At 38.6% G+C, this 21,837-nt stretch carries 18 protein-coding genes; all 18 read left to right on the top strand.

Annotated elements, in window-relative coordinates:
* Positions 1–64 precede the first annotated feature (64 nt).
* Positions 65–985, top strand: a complete 921-nt coding sequence (locus AKA01nite_RS04215) for a restriction endonuclease (RefSeq protein ID WP_246116983.1) — start codon at positions 65–67, stop codon at positions 983–985.
* A 551-nt stretch (positions 986–1,536) separates the two neighbouring features.
* Positions 1,537–2,058 (top strand): YcxB family protein, encoded by a 522-nt coding sequence (locus tag AKA01nite_RS04210; RefSeq protein WP_146924067.1) that lies wholly within the window; start codon positions 1,537–1,539, stop codon positions 2,056–2,058.
* Positions 2,059–2,139: 81 nt separating this feature from the next.
* Positions 2,140–2,511 carry a hypothetical protein gene (locus AKA01nite_RS04205; protein ID WP_146924066.1) on the top strand — a complete coding sequence of 124 codons (372 nt, stop codon included), beginning with the start codon at positions 2,140–2,142 and terminating at the stop codon, positions 2,509–2,511.
* A gap of 823 nt (positions 2,512–3,334) precedes the next feature.
* Positions 3,335–3,598 (top strand): type II toxin-antitoxin system Phd/YefM family antitoxin, encoded by a 264-nt coding sequence (locus AKA01nite_RS04200; RefSeq protein WP_146924065.1) that lies wholly within the window; start codon positions 3,335–3,337, stop codon positions 3,596–3,598.
* Complete coding sequence (locus AKA01nite_RS04195; RefSeq protein ID WP_146924064.1) at positions 3,598–3,864, top strand: Txe/YoeB family addiction module toxin; 267 nt, start codon at positions 3,598–3,600, stop codon at positions 3,862–3,864. The genes AKA01nite_RS04200 and AKA01nite_RS04195 overlap by 1 nt, the downstream gene beginning before the upstream one ends.
* 192 nt (positions 3,865–4,056) lie before the next feature.
* A complete protein-coding gene (locus tag AKA01nite_RS04190; RefSeq protein WP_146924063.1) occupies positions 4,057–4,662 on the top strand; it encodes a DUF1819 family protein in 606 nt (201 codons plus the stop codon).
* Positions 4,659–5,240: a DUF1788 domain-containing protein gene (locus AKA01nite_RS04185; RefSeq protein WP_146924062.1), complete on the top strand. Its 582-nt coding sequence runs from the start codon at positions 4,659–4,661 to the stop codon at positions 5,238–5,240. The genes AKA01nite_RS04190 and AKA01nite_RS04185 overlap by 4 nt, the downstream gene beginning before the upstream one ends.
* Positions 5,241–5,260: 20 nt before the next feature.
* Positions 5,261–8,890: a BREX system P-loop protein BrxC gene (gene brxC / locus AKA01nite_RS04180; RefSeq protein WP_146924061.1), complete on the top strand. Its 3,630-nt coding sequence runs from the start codon at positions 5,261–5,263 to the stop codon at positions 8,888–8,890.
* Between the two features lie 12 nt (positions 8,891–8,902).
* Positions 8,903–12,418 (top strand): BREX-1 system adenine-specific DNA-methyltransferase PglX, encoded by a 3,516-nt coding sequence (gene pglX / locus AKA01nite_RS04175; RefSeq protein WP_186805088.1) that lies wholly within the window; start codon positions 8,903–8,905, stop codon positions 12,416–12,418.
* A 14-nt stretch (positions 12,419–12,432) separates the two neighbouring features.
* Entirely contained in the window at positions 12,433–14,985 is a 2,553-nt protein-coding gene (pglZ, locus tag AKA01nite_RS04170; protein ID WP_186805087.1) for a BREX-1 system phosphatase PglZ type A, read from the top strand.
* 25 nt (positions 14,986–15,010) lie between these two features.
* Positions 15,011–15,199 (top strand): hypothetical protein, encoded by a 189-nt coding sequence (locus tag AKA01nite_RS04165; protein WP_146924058.1) that lies wholly within the window; start codon positions 15,011–15,013, stop codon positions 15,197–15,199.
* A gap of 131 nt (positions 15,200–15,330) precedes the next feature.
* The gene (locus AKA01nite_RS04160) at positions 15,331–15,591 is read left to right on the top strand and encodes an AbrB/MazE/SpoVT family DNA-binding domain-containing protein (RefSeq protein WP_146924057.1); all 261 of its coding nucleotides are present in this window, start codon (positions 15,331–15,333) and stop codon (positions 15,589–15,591) included.
* 80 nt (positions 15,592–15,671) lie between these two features.
* The gene (locus tag AKA01nite_RS09460) at positions 15,672–15,929 is read left to right on the top strand and encodes a type II toxin-antitoxin system PemK/MazF family toxin (protein ID WP_146924071.1); all 258 of its coding nucleotides are present in this window, start codon (positions 15,672–15,674) and stop codon (positions 15,927–15,929) included.
* 345 nt (positions 15,930–16,274) lie between these two features.
* Positions 16,275–17,003 carry a YecA family protein gene (locus tag AKA01nite_RS04150; protein ID WP_146924056.1) on the top strand — a complete coding sequence of 243 codons (729 nt, stop codon included), beginning with the start codon at positions 16,275–16,277 and terminating at the stop codon, positions 17,001–17,003.
* 97 nt (positions 17,004–17,100) lie between these two features.
* Positions 17,101–18,870 (top strand): sensor histidine kinase, encoded by a 1,770-nt coding sequence (locus AKA01nite_RS04145; RefSeq protein WP_222592478.1) that lies wholly within the window; start codon positions 17,101–17,103, stop codon positions 18,868–18,870.
* A complete protein-coding gene (locus AKA01nite_RS04140; RefSeq protein WP_146924055.1) occupies positions 18,845–19,555 on the top strand; it encodes a LytR/AlgR family response regulator transcription factor in 711 nt (236 codons plus the stop codon). Before AKA01nite_RS04145 ends, AKA01nite_RS04140 begins: the two co-directional genes overlap by 26 nt.
* Positions 19,556–19,690: 135 nt before the next feature.
* On the top strand, positions 19,691–21,175 hold the full coding sequence (locus AKA01nite_RS04135) for a carbon starvation CstA family protein (protein ID WP_146924054.1): 1,485 nt from the start codon (positions 19,691–19,693) through the stop codon (positions 21,173–21,175).
* A 249-nt stretch (positions 21,176–21,424) separates the two neighbouring features.
* Positions 21,425–21,655, top strand: coding sequence for a hypothetical protein (locus AKA01nite_RS04130; protein ID WP_146924053.1), 231 nt, complete (start codon positions 21,425–21,427; stop codon positions 21,653–21,655).
* The last annotated feature ends 182 nt before the right edge of the window (positions 21,656–21,837 follow it).

Here is a 21,837-nt window from a genome sequence, read left to right as displayed (position 1 = left end):
CTCTTTAAACATTTTAAAAAGTAATTAATATGTATTTACTTTGACCAATAGAAAAGGAGATTATATGAAACCCAAAATTATGAAGGAGTATACAACTATCGAACGTGAAAATTTAATAATGAAAGCTATAATTAAATCATTGCTTGATCTAGGTGGTGTAGCAGATCGTAAAGAAATCAAAAGAGATATTTATGATAATTCAACACTTATACCAGAAGACTATATTGACTTTACGAGGGCTTCTAAACAAACAGGAGCAGAGTATAAACCTTTTAGTTATCAGTTTAACTTTGCCGTTAAGCATCTTCTGCTTGCAGACTATGTACGTTATCCCAGAAGAGGTGAAGTAGAGCTAACTGAAAAAGGACGTAAAGTTGACTTAGAAACTTTTGATCCCGTTCATGATGTCCGAATTGTATCCCAACCAGCTATGGATAAAAATTCTGGAAAAACAAAGTCAAAAAACCCATTGATTGAAGCAAAACTTGAAAATGAAATAGTGGAAAATGAAGACGGAGTCGAAGAAGTGTGGCGAGATCAATTAAAAACAGCGCTTAAAGGAATGTCACCAGCAAAGTTTGAAATATTCGCTAGAGGGCTCATTAATAAAATGGGCATTGATTTAGATAAAACTATAGGAATGCAAAACTCGGCAGATGGTGGTCTCGATGGTTTCGGGTACATTACAGCTGACGATTTTAGAACAACGCGAGTAGCTTTGCAAGCCAAACGATGGGAAGGAAAAGTCGGCTCACCTGAAATAGACAAATTCCGTGGTGCTATGGATAAATACAACGCGGAATATGGAGTGTTCATAACAACATCAGACTACTCAAGATCAGCAACTGAGGCCTCAAGAATAGGAACACGTGTTATCACTTTAATTAACGGAGACGATATATGTGATTTAGTTGCAAGGTATGAATTCTACGTTACTCCCGTGACGACGTACGAATTGAAAGAATTTTATTATGAAGAAGAATAAATAACGCAAAGCAAAAAGAAATTTAACTCTATACAATCTCTCAGGTAAAATTATATTAAATATTATACCTTTTTATTTTAGTGACTCCTTGAAGTAGTATTTGATGAAAGATACGGTTAAAAAACAAGTATTTTTGAAACTTATAGTATATGACAAGGATAAGTTACACTTTAGTTATATAGAAAGGATAAGGTTTGTATAGATGAGGTACCATGCCACAAAAAGTCTGATAAATCTGGTATTAAGAAAAAAGAGCTAATTATTGATAATAAAGCATCATTTATTAAGAATAAAAAATCACACTAAAATTTTTAATATGCACTATAAAATTTTAGTGTAGAAAGTATATACGGATTGTTAATTTAAGTAATGAAATAATGAAAAAAATAAACTTCAATTGATATTACGTCAATATCTTGGACACGATTTAAGAGAATTTCTTAATGAAACATGGACCCGTTTTGAGGCCTCAAGGTTTCGGTGTTAAACAAGGTTTAAAGTATTAATCTACAATAATGCGTTTACTTAAATACGAACTGGAGCATAGGCATATGAAATTAGAATATGAGTTAACAGAAGAAGACTATCTAAATTTCAATATTTATCATTCAAGAAAATCTCCTTCAATAAAAAAGAAAATCTTTATTCAACGGATAATGGGACCTATTATTTTTATGATCACTCCCTTTGTAGTAACAAATTTTTCGGATATCCCTTTGTGGTATTGGCTCACTATTTTTATCTTCATGAGTATCGTTTGGTTTATCTATTATCCAAAGTACGTCAATTGGGAACTGAAAAAAGGTGTTGAGAAAATGCTCGAAGAAGGGAATAATGAGAATCTGTTCGACAGAAAATCGTTGACGATTACAGAAGAAGGTTTAAGAGAAGTGAGTTCGATTGGTTCAAGTAATGTAAGCTGGGACAAGATAAACAGTGTAGATGAAACGAAAGAGTATATCTATGTTTATATTTCTTCACTTTCAGCTCATATCATTCCAAAAAGAGCATTTAACGATCCAAATGAGCAAAAAAACTTTTTAAACGAATTGATGAAACAGACAGTTAGTTAGTCTCAAGATATTCAAAAATAATTTGGAGGTTTTTTTGTAAAAAAGAAAGGGTTATTAGTTTTAGCGGCTGGAGTGTTACTGGTGATTTCTTTTATAGTAATACCCAGGATCTTACAGCCCGAAAGAACTTTGAATGTCGGAAGCCAAGTGGATGACAGTGTTTATCAATATACTAAGCATATAGAAGATAAAGAGAAAATAGTCGAATATGAAAAGTGGTTTGACGGCATCGAGTTTTCAAATGATATTGAAGAGCCAACCGGTTACGCAGAAATCGTCGTTGATCTAGTCAATCATAAAGAAGGAACAATGGTACATCCCATCAGCATATGGATCGATGGTGAAGATATAACTGTAATTAACAATATAGGATTTAAAAGTACAGAATTTGAAACTCCAGAAGGAAAACTAACAAAAACCCAGTTAGATAAGTTGCGAAAAATTATAAAGTAAAAACACGATAGATTGACTTCTCTGATTTAGAGTGATTTGGATAAAGAGAAATCAGTAAAACTATAAAAAAAGGCGTGGTCGAATGTTTAAAGTGCTTCAGAAAGTATTTATTGTATTAAGCGTAATTGTGGCTATATATGTATTGATTACTAGTAATTATTCCTTATTCCCGATACCAAGTTTTTTATTATTGCTGTCAATTCTTGTGAGAGCTTTGTACGATTTCAAAAAAGGAAGAAAAATAATAGGCGTTTCAGGTCTAGCTGTTGTTCTGATACTTTTTTTGATGCTTATACATGTATTATGATTAATTGACATAATTGGATTTAAATTGCCACTATATGGATACACCTTGTGGGCAACTCGTTTTATTATTGAAATATTGATGATTGATTGGTTTTTCTTTAACACTTTAATCAACCAATAACTTCATCCAAAAGCATTCAATGAAAAAAATCTGTCCGTACAATCTTTTAATTTATTCTATGCAGGAAAGAAAGATGAATTGTCTGATGAGTTTCTCCTTTTTTTGCAGGTGTCTATGCTGCATATGATGATGCGGATAATTCTGAAGACTATCTTAAGTGTATTGAGCAGGGGGATCTATCTAGTGCTTATTGGCATACTATCCTTCCTGATAGCTTTAAAACATCAGCTAGAAGCAGTCCGTATTTCAACCTCTTTGTGATAGCGCAAGTTAACCTACTGGTGCTGATTCTGTATCAGTTGTTGAAGAACTTGTTTATACTTATTTAATGTAAGGGTTTTGTTGATGTACTCACTTAAGTACGCTATAATAAATATATAAAAAGGAGGGGTTCTCTTGTCTAAAACGACGTTTAATCCAAGTAATGCAAGAAAAAATTTTTATCATTTATTAAAAGATGTCAATACGAATCATAAAGAAATTCAAATTATTAGTGAGGTTAAGGAAAATAATGCCGTGTTGATTAGTTTAGATGACTGGCAGTCTATACAAGAAACCTTGATGCTCGAACAGACTGGTGTATTAGATGAAGTTAGGAAACGCGTAAAAGATGATAGTGGTTTTACAGAAATTGATGATATCGATTGGGATAATCTTTAATGCCTTTATACAAAGTAGTGATTAAAAATTCAGCCAAAAAGGATTTGAGAAAAATAAAACATTCTCATTTAAGAGACAATTTTCAAGATGTCGTTGATACAAAAAAAAAAGATCCTTTTGCACCTACACAGTCTTTCGAAAAATTACATCCAAAATCTACTAAAATGTATTCAAGAAGAATCAATCAGCAACATCGTGTAGTATACAAAGTTGATGAAATTAATCAATGCGTTGAAATATACTCTGCCTGGAGTCACTATGAATAATTTCTCAAGTATAAAATAATCACAAATGTATTCTTTTTTATTATATTGTAACCATCGGTACTATAATTATTAATAACACTTGACCACTTTATTATTGTTGAGGTGGTCTTTTTTTGTTTTATCTTGTTCATCCCACACCTAATAAGTGTTATACTTATTAGAACTATAGTCTTTAAGAAAAGAGCGAAAATTATGACTAAAAAGTACCTAACAACGTTAAATACACGGCCATTTTTGTACAGAGAAACTAAATTAATTGCAGAATTGATGGATCAAGGTATGAGTGATGAAGATATTAAAGAAAAAGTGATAGGTGATAATCTTTTTCAGCTTACAAGTAAAGATCGGCGTACAAGTTTTCTGAGCGAAATCAGAAAACGGTTGAACAACCTAGATGATTTTCTGCTGGACAGATTTCTAGTCTCTGATACATCGACATGTAAAGCTATTTTACTTTATGCCATCCTTAAGAAAGATAGTCTTTTCTATGAATGGATGAGAGAAGTTGTTTGGGACAAATGGTTAACGCTTGATGACGAAGTCACAAAACTAGATACTACTTCATTCATTGAAAACAAGGTTGAGCAAAATGAAACTGTAGCAAAATGGAAGATATTAACACGTGAACGCTTAGTAAACGCTTACCACCAAGTGCTGGTGGATGCAGAGTATGCTAATTATTCGGAAACTAAGATCATATTACAAAGACCAATCATTTCATCTCAAGTTGAACAATATTTAAAATCTGAGAAAGAAAAACATATCGTAGAAGTATTGTTAGGGGAGGTTATTGAGTGAGACCGATCACAGTAAGGCTGGATGAATTAAATGAAAAATTATCAGATCCGAAAATCTTGTCAAATAAAGGACTAGGTAACGAAGTGGGGTTTTACATTTTTGACTATGAACCTGAAGACGAACTAGTGGTTAGAGATGCTATTCCCTATATAAAGAAACAGATACAAAAGGAGAACCCGGGGACAAAAATACAGGAATTTGATTTATTCGATATCGTGTTAGCTTTTTTCGAAGAACGTGGGTATATGGATAAGAACTTCAAGATGGAAGAGAAAAAGGGAAGTGAATTCCTTTACGACAAAATGAAAAAAGCATTGAAGCTTGCGACAGATAATGACTGGATCGTGAAATATATTAGAGAACATATGGATGAAGATGCCATGATTTTCATCACGGGTGTGGGTAAAGCTTATCCGATCGTCAGATCTCACACGGTATTGAATAATCTTCAAACAGTTGTTGAAAAGAAACCGTTGATCATGTTTTATCCAGGACATTATGAAAACGGTGGGTTACGTTTGTTCTCTCGCTTCATGGATGATAATTATTACCGTGCATTCAAACTGATAGAAAACTAAACGAAAAGGAGTACACGTCTATGAAAATAGAACAGCTATTTAAGAAAGACATCACACGAGATATTCAAGGTGTTATAAAGATCGGTCAAAAAGAAAAAGAGAATATCAAGCAGGAACTTGAAGAATATGTCGTGACTGAAGAACTGCATCAGCATTTCGAGACATTCTATAAAGCTTATACGAAAGCTTACGATAAACCAACGGATAAAATGGGCGTTTGGATTTCAGGTTTCTTTGGATCTGGTAAATCTCATTTCTTAAAGATTCTTTCTTATTTGCTGCAGTCCAACATTGAAATCGATGGTAAAAAACCTGTTGATTTCTTTAAGGATAAACTACATAACCAGGATTTACTGTCGATGATGCAAAAAGTCACGGATCATCCAAGTGACGTCGTCTTGTTTAACATTGATTCTAAGGCTGACTCTGACAGCAAGCAGAACAAAACGGCGATAGTTAAAGTGTTCAATAAAGTGTATAACGAAATGCGCGGCTATTCTGCCAGTATTCCATGGTTAGCTGAACTAGAAGAAACCTTGGATGAAAAAGGAGAGTATGAAGCATTTCAGAGCTACTTTGAAGAAGAAACAGGCTTGAAATGGTCTGAGGGTAGAGAAGAGCTGTATTATAACTTTGACGAGACAGTTACTGCTTTAGCCAAAGCTACAAACAGCAGTGAAGAAAGTGCTAACCGCTGGCTTGAGAATGGTGAAAATAATTACTCGATATCTGTAGAGGAATTCGCTCAACGTATCAAAAAATATGTCGAAAAAAAAGATAAAGACTACCGTCTGATTTTCTCCGTAGATGAAGTGGGTCAGTATATATCTGAAAATACGAATTTGATGCTTAACCTGCAAACCGTCGTTGAAGATTTAGGTAAGCTTTGCAACGGTAAAGTATGGGTAATCGTTACTTCCCAACAAGATATAAACAGTTTACAAGAACATATGTCCTCAACTGATTTCTCAAAAATCCAAGGTCGTTTCAATACGCGTGTGAGCTTAAGCAGTGCTAACGCCGATGAGGTTATCAAGATTCGTTTGCTTGATAAAAAGGCAGAGGCATACGCTAAACTTCTTTCGAACTACGATGAGCATGCTGTCTCGATCAAAAACAAGCTTGAATTTGAAGATGCGGCAACGATGCAGTTTTATAAGAGTCGCGAAGATTTTGCCAAAGTGTATCCCTTTGTACCGTATCAGTTCAATCTCCTCCAAAAAGTCTTTACTGGCATTCGTGAACATGGATCAGCTGGGAAACACTTATCGGATGGTGAACGTAACCTGCTGGAGTCCATCCAGCAAGCAACGATTCAACATAAAGACGCCGATCTCAACACGTTGATTCCTTTCCATGTCTTTTATGACAATATCGACCAGGCCCTAGAACATTCGGTTCGTTCAACAATCATCAAAGCCAATCAGAATGAGATGCTGAGTGACTTCGATGTCAATGTCTTGAAACTCCTGTTCCTCATTCGGTATGTCGATGAAATGCCAGGAACATTAAAGAACTTAACGACTTTGATGATCCATTCTATCGACGAAGACATGATCGAATTAAGCAATAACATCAAGCGCTCACTAGATCTGCTAGAAAATGAATTTCTGATTCAGCGTATCGGTAACAAATACTTGTTCTTGACTAATGAAGAACAGGATATCAATCGTGAAATCGATAATATTGAAATTCCAACGTCCGAGTACATTATGGAAGCTGGGAACCGCCTGATCAACGACGTGTTGAATCTTAGACGCTTTACTTATCAGCCTTATAGTGATCAACCTGATATCACCTATCTTATGGACATTTCTTTATGGATCGATGACCGTTCACTGAGAAGTACGGCTTCGACGATCGGTGTTCGTTTCATGACAACGTATTCCGATCACTATGAAGATCAGGATGCCATTGCCTTGTCTCAACGCGAAGATAAAATGGTTATCGTACGTTTGCCTGAAGAAGAAGACTTCACTGAGATCAAGAATTACTTACGAATCAATCAGTATTTAAGAAGACAGACGACTCAGTCACTGACGCCATCTCAGCAAGATATACGCCAGAGAAAAGCTTCTGAACGTAAGCAGTTGGAAGATGTCTTTGTTGCCAAATTGAAGCAAGATATCAGCGATGCCAATATCATCGTCAATGGATCAGAAATTGACATCAGTGGTACACCAGAAAAGCGTATTGAAAAAGGCTTATACTCGCTGGTTTCAAATACGTACCCTAAAATCTTCTATATAAAAAATTCTTATTCAAAAGATGAACTGGAAAAACTCATTATGCGTAGAGATGTATCCTTGCTGGAAGAGTATGAAGACAAAAATAATGAAGCAACTGAAGAGATCGAACGTTATCTTGATATGCAAAAAGAACGCAACATGGTCGTGACTTTAAGAGAAGTGTTGAATCGTTATACGGTTGAGCCCTATGGATGGAATGATCTGGATATTTTAGCTAGCTTAGTCCGCTTGATCAAACTTGAAAAGGTTCAATTTACTTTAAACAGCAAACACATGAATGTATTTGAAAACGACTTTATGCGCAATATTCAAAGCTCCAAATGGCAGGAGAAAATTGTTGTTGCTAAACGCAAAACATTGAATGATTCAATTAAAAGACAAGTCAAAGAACTGACCAAGGACTTATTTAACATTTCAGCACTCGAAGATAAAGAAGAAGACATGTACCAGACCATAACGAACCGATTCAGCACAGAATTGAAAGAGCTGCAAGATAAACTGTCGCTTTACCGAGAAAATAGCTATCCTGACCAGCAGTTGATCCGCGATGCGATCACAAAAATAGAGCGTCTGCTTGCGATCAAAGATGCCAGAGAGTTCTTGACTCAGTATGTTGAACAGGGCGACGAGCTGTTAGACCTATTCGAAGATCTTGAAGATATATTAGAATTTTTAAACAATCACAAACACATCTATGATAAAGCGATTGAGCAAGTGAACCTCTACGAGAAAGACCGTAACTATATCGAAAATGATGAGTTACGAACGATTTATGAAGCGGAGAAAGCGATCATAGATTTGCCACATCCATATCGCAAGATGAAAGAGTTGAAAGACTGGACGGATCAGTTCACTTCTGCGTACACAGATGAACTGGAATCCGTGTCGAAACCTGTTCATGATGCAATCGAACAAGACAAGTTAGACATTGAACAGGAACTTAAAGTAATAGAAGGGGAGCCGGAGTACGATAAGCTTTACCGCAGTTATAAGTTCCGTCTGTCCAATGTTGAAACAGGTTTACAGACTGCAGGAACAGTTCGTGACCTAAAATCATTTAAACAGGAATCCAGTACGATCAAAGGAAAACTGATCCATCAGATTGAAGAAGCGAAACAGGCGATTGCAGAAAGAGAAAGTGAAAAACACGTTCATAAAAACCCACCGAAAAAGCCTGTAGAAAAAACCGATGGAGAAGATACCGTTGAAACAGCACCAGTTAAAGTCAAGCCCACACCGCCAGTCGTTAACAAACGACCAGTTGTCGTTCATAAAGATACCATTATTCCAAATCGCATGGTCGAGCTGAATAACGAAGAAGACATCGATAAGTATTTAGATGAAATGCGTAAAACCTTGAAGAAGTACCTAGACAACGCCGACTACATCAAATTGATATAGGAGAGACTGACTTTGAATAAGACACAACTACGAAAGTTTGCAGCAACGGCTCGCAAGAAAATAGAAGATGCTGTAAGGCAAAAAGCTTACTCCTTTGGTATCACCAAAGATGAGATCAAACCTTTACAAGAATTGAGTGACGGGCTCATTATCAATGGTACGGTTATGGGCGAACGCGAACAGAAGCAATACAATCATTTGAAAAACCGTATCTTAATGGAAGGCTACGAAACAGTCATGGACGAAGCGGCTTACACGTGGTTTAACCGCTTCGTTGCCATGCGCTACATGGAAGTCAATGATTTTTTACCCATTAATATGCGTATTTTATCTTCAAAAAATTCAGACAAACGCGAACCTGATGCTTTGACAGAGATTTTATCACTCGTGGATGACCTTGATCTGAACCGCGAGCGTGTTTATCAGATGAAGGAAGACAGTCAGCTAAATGAGCTTTATCAATACTTATTAATTAAACAAAGCATCAAACTTGGAGATGTACTACCTAATGTCTTTGATCCAATCACCGATGACTTGGCACTACTTCTTCCAGATAACTTGCTTAACGAGAACAGCATCATTCGAGATATCGTTTCAATGGTTGACGAACAAGATTGGACTGAAGTTGAAATCGTTGGCTGGTTGTATCAATATTACATTGCTGACCAGAAAGAATCATTTTTCTCTAATAGAGGGAAAAAGGCAGGTAAAAAAGATATACCAGTAGCTACCCAACTATTTACACCTAAATGGATAGTGAAATATATGGTTGATAATTCTTTAGGAAAATACTGGTTAGAACGATATCCGGATCAAGATATTGAAAGTTCTTTAGATTATTATTTGAAGTCAGATGATAATAACCTTGGTGATAAACCAGCGGTCGACATTGAACAGCTGACCTTTTTAGACCCCAGTTGTGGTTCTGGACATATCTTAGTTTATGCTTTCGATGTATATTATAAATTATATCTCTCACGAGGATATAGAGAGCGAGAGATCCCTAAACTGATTTTAAACAATAATCTATTTGGTCTTGATATAGATAAACGTGCAGCACAATTAGCCACATTTGCTTTAACTATGAAAGCCAGAGAATATGACCGACGATTGTTCAGTCGAGACTATCAGGTTCATATCCATAGTATTGAAGAAAGTAATACGATTAAAAATGAATATGTGGAACTACTTGCGGATGGAAATGCCGATGTAAAAACCGCTACAGAATTATTAGTAAGTGTATTTAATGATGCAAAACTATATGGATCCATCCTTCAAATGCCAGAGATTGATATATCATTAATTGAAGAACAAATGGAAGCAATTAAAAACAAAACAGAGATTGATATCTTTACGACTGAATTAATTGAATACGTCTTTCCTCTAATTGAAGAGTTGATCGATCAATATAAATTATTGAGTAAGACATATGATATTGTAGTCACTAATCCTCCATACATGAATAACTTCAATAAAAATTTAAAGGACTTCATCAATAAACATTATAAAGATTATAAGAAAGATTTATTCTCTGTATTTATTTATCGATGTACTCTGTTTACTAAAGAGCATGGCTATACAGGCCTAATGACACCCATGGTATGGATGTTTATATCTTCATATGAGAAGTTAAGAAATTATATAGTTAAGAACAAGTCCATTGCAAGTTTAGTTCACTTAGAATACTCTGCATACAAAGATGCGACTGTGCCATTGTGTACATTTGTATTAAAAAATGAATTTTCAGAAGATAAAGGAACATATCTACGTCTAACTGACTTCACTGGCGGAATGGATGTACAGGAAGAAAAGTTTTTAGAAGCGAAAACAGATAAAACTTCTTCTTTTAGATACGAAACTGATTCAAGCAACTTCAGCAAAATACCCGGAAGTCCAATAGCTTATTGGGCAAGCAACAGTGTCCTCGAAATTTTTAGGAAAGGAATCAAACTAAGCGAAATAGGTGATGCTGTAGTCGGTTTACAAACTGGAGACAACAATAAATTTCTAAGAATGTGGTATGAAATAAATAAAAATAAGATGGCTATAAATAATCAAATAGATTTCAGTGACTATATTAACCAATACAAATGGTATCCTCATAGAAAAGGGGGTCCTTTTAGAAAATGGTACGGGAATATTGAATATGTAGTTGATTGGGAGAATGAGGGCCATAAAATAAAACATTTTAAGGACGCAACAGGTAGATTGAGATCTAGACCTCAAAATATAAAATTTTATTTTAAAGAATCAATTTCATGGTCAGATGTATCTTCAGGGAATTTCAGTGCTAGATACGGTGATAAAGGTTTTATTTTTGATACTAGTTCACCTTCTTACTTCACAGATAATCAGTATAAGTTTAAAATTTTAGCTTATTTAAATTCTAAAGTTTTTAATTATCTAACTACATTCTCTATGAGTACTTTACATTTTAATAGTGGAGTTGTTAGTAATCAGCCTTATATAGATTTAAATATTAATGAAAATATGATTAAATCGAATATTAAAAAGTCTAAATTAGACTGGGATTCTTTCGAAACGTCCTGGGACTTCGAGCAACATCCTTTCTTAACTCACAAAGAAGATACATCCTTAATGGAAGACAGCTTTAACAACTGGAAAGAGATTGCTGAGGAACGCTTCTATCAGCTAAAAGAGAATGAGGAAGAACTGAACCGCATTTTTATTGACATCTATGGACTTCAAGATGAACTGACTCCTGAAGTGGCAGAAAAAGATGTGACAGTGAATAAAGCAAAACTGGACCGAGATGTTAAGAGTTTCTTATCCTATTTAGTCGGCGTCATGTTTGGACGCTATTCACTTGATAAAAAAGGCTTGGCCTATGCTGGTGGAGAGTGGGATGAGAGCCAATACACTTCTTATAAACCAGATGACACCAACATCATTCCACTGACTGAAGATCAGTACTTTGAAGATGACATTATGAATAAGATAGAAGAGCTGGTCAGTTTAATTTACGGAAAAGAGACACTTGAAGAGAACCTGCGTTTTATTGCAGAAGCTTTAAAAATGAAAAGCAATGAAAGTGCTAGAGACCGCATACGGCGCTATTTCATGAAAGAGTTTTATAAAGATCATTTGAAGACCTATCAGAAGCGTCCAATATACTGGCAGTTCACGAGTGGGAAACGTGGCGCATTCAAAGGCCTCATGTATCTCCACCGCTATCACAAATATACTGTCGCTCAGCTCCGTACCGAATATATCTTGCATCAGGCCGCAGTATTGGATAATCTGATTAGTCATGAACAACAAGTTATAGCGGATGAGTCCAGTTCAGCCACGCAAAAAGCTCGGGCACAAAAGACGATCGATGAGTACACAAAAGACAGGGCAGAACTCGCCAAGTATGACCAAGTCATCGAACACGTCGCCAGACAGCAAATCGACCTAGACTTGGATGATGGTGTAAAAGAAAACTATCAACTATTCCAAGATATTGAAGTGACAGATGATACATCGACTAAACCCAAAAAACAAAATGTCTTTGAAAAAATATAACAGGAGGTGTTCACTTGGCTGAAGAGTTACTTTCTCGTATCGATACCTTTTATGCTACACCATTAAAAGATGTGGAAAAACGGAAAATCTTATACTTGTTCGATCCAGAAGAAGCTTATGCTGACACAATCAAAACGTGGGCAGAAGAAACTGATGCTGTAGAACTTTTAACAGTCACCACTCACAACTTTTTTCAAACTAACTATCTGATTGAGAAGGAGTTAAAGGACGCTCATCTCTTTTTGTATTTTGCTATGGAGAGACCTCGAATGGAAGAAAATCCACTCTTAGATGTTCTACTTTACAGTGAAGAACTGAAAGTTGATGCCTTAAGCCAGTTGTATCTGACTCTAGGTATCGATCCAGACAATGAAGAGGTCACAGTGGTCATCAAAGAATACCCTGTCTTTTTTAGGGCCAAAAACCGGATCAGCCAGTTCAAGCGTCTATATAATGAAAGTCCTTATCACTCAGCAGTAGTCGTCGACTATGCTGTCTTTGCTGCGTTGACTAAGGCGCCAGCTGCTACATGGATGGCTGTCTTGATCGAACTCTTTGAAGAAGCGGCATCCAAAGAAAACAGTAAGTGGGACCAGCTCGTTAAATTCGGAGACGAAAAACGGTTCTGGACTATGGTCGACCAGTTATTAGGCTACAATAAAGATGCGAGCATGAATGGCAGCTTATCCGTCAACGAACTCATGCATCAAGTCTTTCTCACCTATTTAGGGACGGAACTTGGTCAGTCTATGCCAAAAGAACTTAAACCGTACATGCTTGAGAAAAGTAATCCGATCGTGATCTTCATCAATCAGTGGATGAATACGAAAAACAAAGAATCAGCCTTTTACTTTGTCTCCACAGTTGTTGAAAGTGCTTGGGACTTTGATGATCTCTTACATGATCTTCCAAGTGAAACGTTGGCTGAGTGCGAGACATTTAAATGGTTCGACCAAGAACTCATCGACCGATTTGTGCAATCAATTCAAATGCACGTCAGTGACAGTGACCGACTGTTGCCGCTCCTAGCTAAACGACGTAACACCATCTGGTTCGACCACTTTCAAAACAGTTATACCTTCTTGAAATGGGCCATTCAATTGAACCATTATACAGAAATCTTTGAAGCCGACTGGCGGGGTATGGCAGAGCCCCGTAAACTTTGGCAGTATTACAGTGATCAAGGCTATCATGTGGATACTGCTTACCGTAAAATGACGGAATACTATGATGACCTCGAGTCAGACCAAAAAGAGACAGTCAGACCGGTAAAAGATCAGATGGAAAGACTTTACGTCAATCAGTATCTGAATGACTTTACAAAAAAGTGGGATCTGTACTTCAAAAACACCCACACCTTTGATTCAAACAAACTGCAGGCTAACTTCTTTGATAATGAAGTGAAGCCTTACATTGCTCATGACAGGCGTATCGTTGTTATTATCTCGGATGGCTTACGCTATGAGGCTGGTAAAGAGCTGTATCAGGAGTTGACAAAAGAGAAGCGGTTCAACGGAGAAATCGACTGGTTGCAAACAGAACTGCCTTCTATTACTTCGGTTGGTATGGCAAGTCTGCTCCCACATCACTCACTAGAATTTCAAACAGATGGTACTGTCTTAGTCGATGAGATGAAAACGATAGGACTCGCTAACCGTGAGGCTATATTGAAAAAGAATGGCCATCCTGAAGCCCTTGCACTAAAAGCAACAGACATTGATCAAATGACTAAGGACCAGTTAAGGGAGAAGATGGCTGGCAAGAAGCTGGTATACGTTTATCATAACAAAGTGGATGCCATAGGGGATCACTTGCCAACGGAGAACGATGTATTTAAAGCAACGAGGGATTCAATTAGAGAATTGAACCAATTGATGCATCGTTTAACGAATGAAGTCAGTGTCGGCGCCTTTTTAGTCACTGCCGATCACGGCTACCTATATACACGATCTGCTATTTCAAGCAGTGATAAAGTTTCGGTTAATAATAATTTAGAGGCTTGGGTAAAAAACAAGCGTTTTATATTATCTGAAAAAGAAGAGGATCATTACAGCGGACTCAGCTTTACACTGTCAGAACGCTTAGATAGTAATGGTTACATCACCGTACCGAGAGGCATGAACCGGTTTGCCTTAAAAGGAGGCGGCTATCAATATAGTCATGGGGGACATCTGCCACAGGAAATGATGGTCCCTTTACTCCGAATCAAGACAGACCGCAGCCGAAACGAAATACCGGAAGTCGATGTCTCACTGATCAGTCAGACACGGACAATCACAAACAATATCGTCTGGTTATCCTTCCTGCAGACAGAGCCGGTGTCAGAACAGAAGAAAGAGAAGCGACTGAACCTCTATTTTGAAGATAACAAGGGCAGAAAAATCTCCAATGAGTTGACACTCATTGCGGATAGAGAAAATAAAGCAAGTGACGAACGTGTCTATACAGAAAAGTTCGTTCTACTCAATGAATCTTACAGCTCACTTGATACGCATTACTTTGTTATGGAGAATGTGAATGATGCAGAGGATACTGTTAAAGAACGGTTCAAACTGGACTTGATTTAATGACGTTTTAAAAAGCGAGGAAAAAATGAAGAAATCTGAAGAAGAAAATTTTGAAGACGTAATTTACGGAGAAAACTATTATTTCATCGCTGGCTATACCAGCGGCGGTGCGCCTTATGGCATAACTATGGAAGAAGCCAGAGAACAAGGGATGCTGGAAGAAAATGAGTTGAGCAGTGATGAAGATAATGAAGATTTAGAGTTGCCGTTTTAAATTGCAGATGACCTTCAAGGAGACAATACTTATCCCTTGAAGGTCATCTTTCGCTTATACTGATCGCCAATGTAGCCACGCTGTATAAACAATGGTAAAATCACGGTATAAAATACGAGGAGGGCACAGTTATGGCTACAGTTAGTAAAAAAGTTTATAAACAAGCTCAAAAATGGGGAAACAGTATAGCAATACGTATTCCAAAAGAGATGGCAGATGATTTGCACATTAAAAATAAAACTAACGTATCGATAGAACTTGTGAATGGTAAATTGGTGGTTGAACCAGAAAAGCAGAAACTATCCTTAGACGAACTACTCAGTCAAGTGACGGATGAAAATAGACATGACATGACTGACTGGGGTGAAGAAGTAGATAGAGAGAAATGGTAAGCTTTTCTAATGAAGGCGAAATTATTATGTTAAATCTTTCGCCAACTAAAGGTAACCAACACAGCGAATTTTGACCGTGCATAGTTCTTTCAGACTCTAGATTTAATGAAGACCTTGGTTTAAGTATCGTCGCACCGATTACCAACCAAAAGAAAGGCTATCCATTTGAAGTAAATCTGAGCGATGGAATGACAACTACTGGAGTTATTCTTACAGATCACCTCCGCTATGTTGACTTAAAAAGAAAAACGTTTAAAATTGTAGAATCTGCTCCAATATCACTACTTGATGAGTGCAGGGAATATGTATTTTCGTTTATGGGTAGAGAAGATATCTAGTTATTTAAAAAATAACATCATATATATATTTGCTAAATGACCTTTTGAATAAGTGAAACACACATACAATTTCAAATTGGCTGTTTTTTGATCTCTGTTCAAAATCAATTTTTTTAAAAAATTAATGTCAAACAAGGTCGGATGTTGTATAATAAACTTAGGGAATCCCTCCTGGAGTACTTGTCTTTTTTAGACAACCTAAATGTGCCATATGGAGGGGTTCCTTTTTATATTCTGGTGTTCTTGTTCTGGAAAACTTTGCTTTATTAAGTACTATAAACGATAAATATGAAATTGGCTCGATTAGATGGAAAGATTTTCTAAAAGACTGACTGGAGGAAATACATGAATTTACTTTCAAAATATATTGTAACTTTGACCCATCTTTATGGTGTGGTACATAAAGATGTGGTTGCTGAAATCTATAATGAACAAAAGGACGAGCAGATCACTTCTCAAGAAGTTGAAGACTTTTTCGATGCATCGGTTCAAGAAATAGAAAAGCACTTTGCTTATAAAGAAGGCAACTATTTCGTTCATGAAACAATTCTCGTATATGATGATTTGGATGAGACCTTGTCTAAGCAAGCAGGTAAACCGCGGTACATTCCTGAAAAAGATGAGTTAATGAAGTATATGGATCAGTTTTACTTCTATAAGTCTGAAGCATACAAAAAACTGTATGATCATGTTTTAAAATATCACGTGGATGGTAATGAAGAACGAGCGGAAGCCGTCTGTGAAGATGCAGAAGGAATGATTGAAGTCAATGCTAGTTTTGGAACAGTCATGTCAACTTTAGATAATCTTGGTGTAGAATTTAATAACAAAAAGCAGCGAGATAAAGTCAAGCGATTAGTCAGGAAGCTTCAGGATAATGTAAGACTATGGACAAATAAAGGGCATACGAATCAAGAGTTAAAAGATTTGGGGTACAGTGCTGCTGGTAATGCATCTGCTGGCAATCAAGTACTGACTAAAAAATTAGGACGCAACGATCCTTGCCACTGCGGCAGCGGCAAGAAATATAAAAAATGTTGTATGGATAAAGACCAGAAGATGAACGCACGCTAATTTTATAGGTTTACTATTAAAGACTCGACTGAAAAACAAACGGTCGAGTCTTTTTAAATGTGTTATACTTTATTAAAAAGTATAAAGGATGATCATGTTGGGTGCCTTGTTTATATTGTTACTGGAACGTGTGGGTTTGGTTATAGTCTTGGCCTACATCTTGCTTAGTATTCCGTTCTTCAAAGATGTTCTCCTGCAGCGGGAGAAGCTGAATAAAAAATTCCTGCTTATCATTATTTTCAGTGTGTTTGCCTTTATCTCAAACTTCACAGGGGTAGAGATAAGTGCAGACCAGCAGATCATTTCCCAGCTGTTCAATCCGCTTGATCCGACCTCGTCCCTGGCCAATACACGCGTCTTGACGATTGGGGTCTCAGGCTTGATCGGTGGGACCCCAGTCGGAATGGCTGTGGGGGTCGTCTCAGGTGTCACGCGTTACCTCCAGGGCGGGAATGATCCACATATTTACTTTATCTCATCCATTTTGATCGGGTTGCTTTCCGGTTTTTACGGGAACCGGTTTATTGCGAAGAAGACATTCCCCAAACCCTTGGATGGGGTCATCATCGGCGGCGTGACTGAATTAGTCCAGATGATATCCATTTTACTGCTCAGTTCAAACACGGAAGCGGCTTGGGGCCTGGTCCAGTTCATTGCGCCTCCCATGATCCTGACGAACAGTATAGGGATGGCGCTGTTCTTGTCGATCATTCAATCCTTCAAGAAGATCGAACAAGAGACACGTGCCGTTCAAACGCACGCGGTCCTCGATCTAGCCGAGGCGACGCTGCCTTACTTCCGGTCGGGGCTCACCGAAGAATCGGCGACCAAAGCCGCACAGATCATCAAGAAAACGATGAAAGTCTCCGCGGTGAGCATCACGGATACCGAAAAAATTGTCGCACACGTTGGGGCAGCCAGCGATCATCACAAACCCCCGCACTTCATCTTGACTGACCTGTCAAAAGAGGTCATTGCCTCAGGGGAAGTGACGCTCGCCCACACCAGGAAGCAAATCGGCTGCCATGTCGACGGATGCCCTTTGGTCGCCGCCATCGTTGTCCCGCTGACGGTCAGAAACGACATATGCGGGATCTTGAAGTTTTACTTTACCAATCAGGAAGAACTGACCTTCGTCCAAAGACAACTGGCTGAAGGTTTAGGCAAGCTTTTTTCTAGACAACTGGAATACGGTGAACTGGATATGCAGAAACGCCTGCTCCAGGATGCCGAGATCAAGTCACTTCAAGCGCAGGTCAATCCACACTTCTTCTTTAATGCGTTGAATACCATTTCTGCCTTGATCCGGATCGACAGTGAACAGGCGAGGACCCTTCTCTTTAACTTGAGCGCCTTTTTCCGTTCCAATCTCCAGGGGGCACGAACGAATCTGATCTCGATCATAAAAGAGCTCGAACAGGTCGATGCCTACTTGAGTATCGAACAGGCACGCTTCCCTGATCGCTTTACAGTGCTTAGAGACATCGACGACACGGCCTTAAAAGAATACCTTCCGCCATTTATGCTGCAAATATTAGTTGAAAATGCGGTGAAGCATGGGTTTAAAGGGAGAAAAACCGATAATGAGGTGATCATCAAAATCACCACAGAGGCTGACGACCTTCTTGTAGAAGTGCAGGATAATGGGGTAGGAGTCAGAGAAGATATTTTAGAAGAGATCGGGAATCAGTCGATCCAGTCAGAGTCCGGTACGGGGTCAGCGATTGAAAACCTCAACAAGCGTCTCGTCAGTTTATTCGGGAATGAGGCAAAACTTCATATCGAAACGAGTGACGCCGGGACACGTGTCTGGAGTCGGATCCCTAAAAAAGGAGGATACAATGAAACTATTGATCGTGGAAGATGAATACTTGGCGCGCGCAGAGCTGAGTCATTTATTGAAGAAAGATGAACGCGTGAGTGACGTCCTGGAGGCCGATTCGATCGCTGAAGCAACGAAGCTGTTATTGTCCAATGATATCGCCATTGCTTATTTGGACATCCACTTATCTGATGAAAGCGGGATGGACCTGGCTGACATGCTCATGGGGATCCCTAATCCGCCTGTGATCGTTTTTGCGACGGCTTATGATCATTATGCCATCCAAGCCTTTGAAAAGAATGCCACGGATTATATCTTGAAGCCCTTTGAAGAAAAGCGCGTCCAGCAGTCTCTCGATAAGGCGATCGATCAGCTTAAATCGACACCCATGCCAGCTGCACCTTTAGATACTGTACCTGTGAGCGCGGATGACAAGATCCATATCCTGAAAATCAACAGCATCGAAGTCATCGAAGCCGTCCAGGGGAAAACGGTGATACAGACCGGATCAAAAACCTATGAAAGTACAGAGACCTTGCTGTATTGGGAAGAAAAGACGGCGCACCATGCGTTTATGCGAGTGCATCGGTCGTACATCATCAACCTGGATAAGATCCGTGAGATCGAACCCTGGTTCAACACGACCTATCAGGTCACGATGACGTCCGGGCAGAAAGTACCGGTCAGTCGGTCGTATATCAAAGTGTTCCGTAAAAAACTTGGCCTTTAATTGTCACTGACAGGCATATACTGCAACTCATCGTCCTTTCCCGGTATTTCAGCGACAACCCCCCTAAATAAGCTCTTCCTTTAGTAAACTATAGATACAAATAAAACGTTTACATTTTATAAGGAGGAAAAAATTATGTTGACTTTACTTGGGGGCATCGCGCTCTTAGTTTTAGGCTATTTTACTTATGGACGTTATATAGAGAAGAATTTTACGATCGAAACAGACCGGCCCACACCGGCAGATACATTGAGGGACGGATATGATTTTGTCCCGATGCCGAAATGGAAGAATGCTATTATACAATTACTGAATATCGCAGGAACTGGGCCGATCTTTGGACCGATCATGGGGGCTTTATATGGTCCGGTCGCTTATATCTGGATCATTTTCGGTGCCATCTTTGCCGGCGCTGTGCACGATTATATGATCGGTATGATCTCACTGAGAAACAACGGTGCGCATTTGCCCGAACTGGCCAGTAAATATCTCGGTAAGCCGGTCAAGCATGTGGTCAATATCTTTACGATGCTGCTTTTACTTCTCGTCGGGACGGTTTTCGTCACGTCGCCGGCCAGCTTGATCAAAAGTTTCACGCCGAGCTGGATGACGGTCGGCATGATCACCGGGCTGATCTTTATTTATTACATCATTTCAACGATCTTACCTATCGACAAGGCTTTAGGCAAAGTGTACCCGTTATTTGGCGCCATCTTGATCATCAGTACGATCGCTATCGGGTCGAGCCTGCTGATCGGGGACCATAGCATACCGAACTTAACAGCCGGTTCGTTGACCAACTGGCATCCTGACGGCACACCGGTTTTCCCTATCATGTTCTTCACGATTTCCTGTGGAGCGATCTCAGGCTTCCATGCCACGCAGTCACCCATGGTTTCACGAACAAGTACGAATGAAAGAGAAGGACGCTTTACGTTCTACGGTATGATGATCGCAGAAGGTGTGATCGCCATGATCTGGGCAGCTGCGGCCATGTCCTTATTCGACGGACAGACATTGAGCCAGATGATTGCATCCGGTACGCCTAGTGTCGTCGTCAATCAGGTATCGATCCTTCTGTTGGGTAATGTCCTGGGAACCGTGGCCATCTTCGGTGTCATCGTTCTGCCTTTATCATCCGGCTTATCAGCGTTCAGAAGCTTGCGCACGATTTTAGCTGATTATGTGCACATCAAACAAGATACGTTGAAAAAAATCTTGATGCTGACGATCCCCTTATATGTCGTTTCATTCGGCTTGACTCAGATCGACTTCAACTTGCTTTGGAGATATTTCAACTGGGCTAATCAAGTAACCGCAGTGATCTCTCTGCTCGTGGCTACGCGCTATCTGTACTTGAAAGGCAAGAACTACTTCGTCACCTTGATCCCGGCAACCTTTATGCTTTACGCTGTGGTGGTTTATATCTTCAGCCAGCCTATCGGGTTTGGACTAGGTCTTGGCACACTCACGTATGTATTGTCTGTTATACTCACACTAGGAATCATCGGTGTGTTTTGGAGAAGCGGCAAGGTGCAGAAGAACGACCTGTCACCGGAATCTGATCTCTTGAACGATCACCTTATCCCAGACAACGTCGCAACGGATACTGTCGGCTGACATTTGCTTAAAAGTCTTACGCTTTGAATCATTGAACGATAAACGATGGAGACCACGAGGATAAAACCTGTGCTCTTCATCGTTTTTTCTGTTTGATCAAAAGAAAAGAGGGCGGGACTAGAGGCTTGGAACGATTATATTATTAGCAGTGAGTTTGCTTAGTTTCGACAGTTGTTTGTGATACACTTAGGTTAATATATGATTTGACTACACAACATAACTCCTACACCTAAAAGGGGGCTGCCATAGATGGACTTATTGCTCTGGGTTACGATCAGTTTCATAGTTATCGGATTTCTAGTTTTGTTTTTCATGAAAAAGGGTATGGAAATAAAGCTGGCACACATTCAGAAAAAGAGTGAAGACGAGGAAAATAAAAAGAAAGAAAGATCCATCATTTGGTGGATCAGAGGGGCCGTCATATGGGCAATAATGAGTATGCTGCTGATCGTTTTAAACTTTTATTATCGTTTTGCTTAAATGTACGTCTGTTAAAAAAAAGATAGCGTAAGCGTTAGAACTTCCAGCATACCGGAAGTTCTTTTTTTATTGACAGACAAATAATAGAAACTTTTTAAAGAAATGTCCATTTATCGGTAACACTTCCCACTTTCATTTCGTTATTAATAGGTGAAAGACTATGCTCAAAATAACTAAAAGAA

It is taken from the genome of Alkalibacterium kapii, assembly GCF_007988865.1.
Taxonomy (GTDB): domain Bacteria; phylum Bacillota; class Bacilli; order Lactobacillales; family Carnobacteriaceae_A; genus Alkalibacterium; species Alkalibacterium kapii.
This window is presented reverse-complemented; position numbering and strand designations above follow the sequence as displayed.

Excerpts from the sequence above, each read along its gene's own strand:
- AKA01nite_RS04215 (WP_246116983.1), top strand. The coding sequence starts at position 65 with ATGAAACCCAAAATTATGAAGGAGTATACAACTATCGAACGTGAAAAT.
- AKA01nite_RS04210 (WP_146924067.1), top strand. The coding sequence starts at position 1,537 with ATGAAATTAGAATATGAGTTAACAGAAGAAGACTATCTAAATTTCAAT.
- AKA01nite_RS04195 (WP_146924064.1), top strand. The coding sequence starts at position 3,598 with ATGCCTTTATACAAAGTAGTGATTAAAAATTCAGCCAAAAAGGATTTG.
- AKA01nite_RS04190 (WP_146924063.1), top strand. The coding sequence starts at position 4,057 with ATGACTAAAAAGTACCTAACAACGTTAAATACACGGCCATTTTTGTAC.
- brxC (WP_146924061.1), top strand. The coding sequence starts at position 5,261 with ATGAAAATAGAACAGCTATTTAAGAAAGACATCACACGAGATATTCAA.
- AKA01nite_RS04165 (WP_146924058.1), top strand. The coding sequence starts at position 15,011 with ATGAAGAAATCTGAAGAAGAAAATTTTGAAGACGTAATTTACGGAGAA.
- AKA01nite_RS04160 (WP_146924057.1), top strand. The coding sequence starts at position 15,331 with ATGGCTACAGTTAGTAAAAAAGTTTATAAACAAGCTCAAAAATGGGGA.
- AKA01nite_RS04150 (WP_146924056.1), top strand. The coding sequence starts at position 16,275 with ATGAATTTACTTTCAAAATATATTGTAACTTTGACCCATCTTTATGGT.
- AKA01nite_RS04140 (WP_146924055.1), top strand. The coding sequence starts at position 18,845 with ATGAAACTATTGATCGTGGAAGATGAATACTTGGCGCGCGCAGAGCTG.
- AKA01nite_RS04135 (WP_146924054.1), top strand. The coding sequence starts at position 19,691 with ATGTTGACTTTACTTGGGGGCATCGCGCTCTTAGTTTTAGGCTATTTT.
- AKA01nite_RS04130 (WP_146924053.1), top strand. The coding sequence starts at position 21,425 with ATGGACTTATTGCTCTGGGTTACGATCAGTTTCATAGTTATCGGATTT.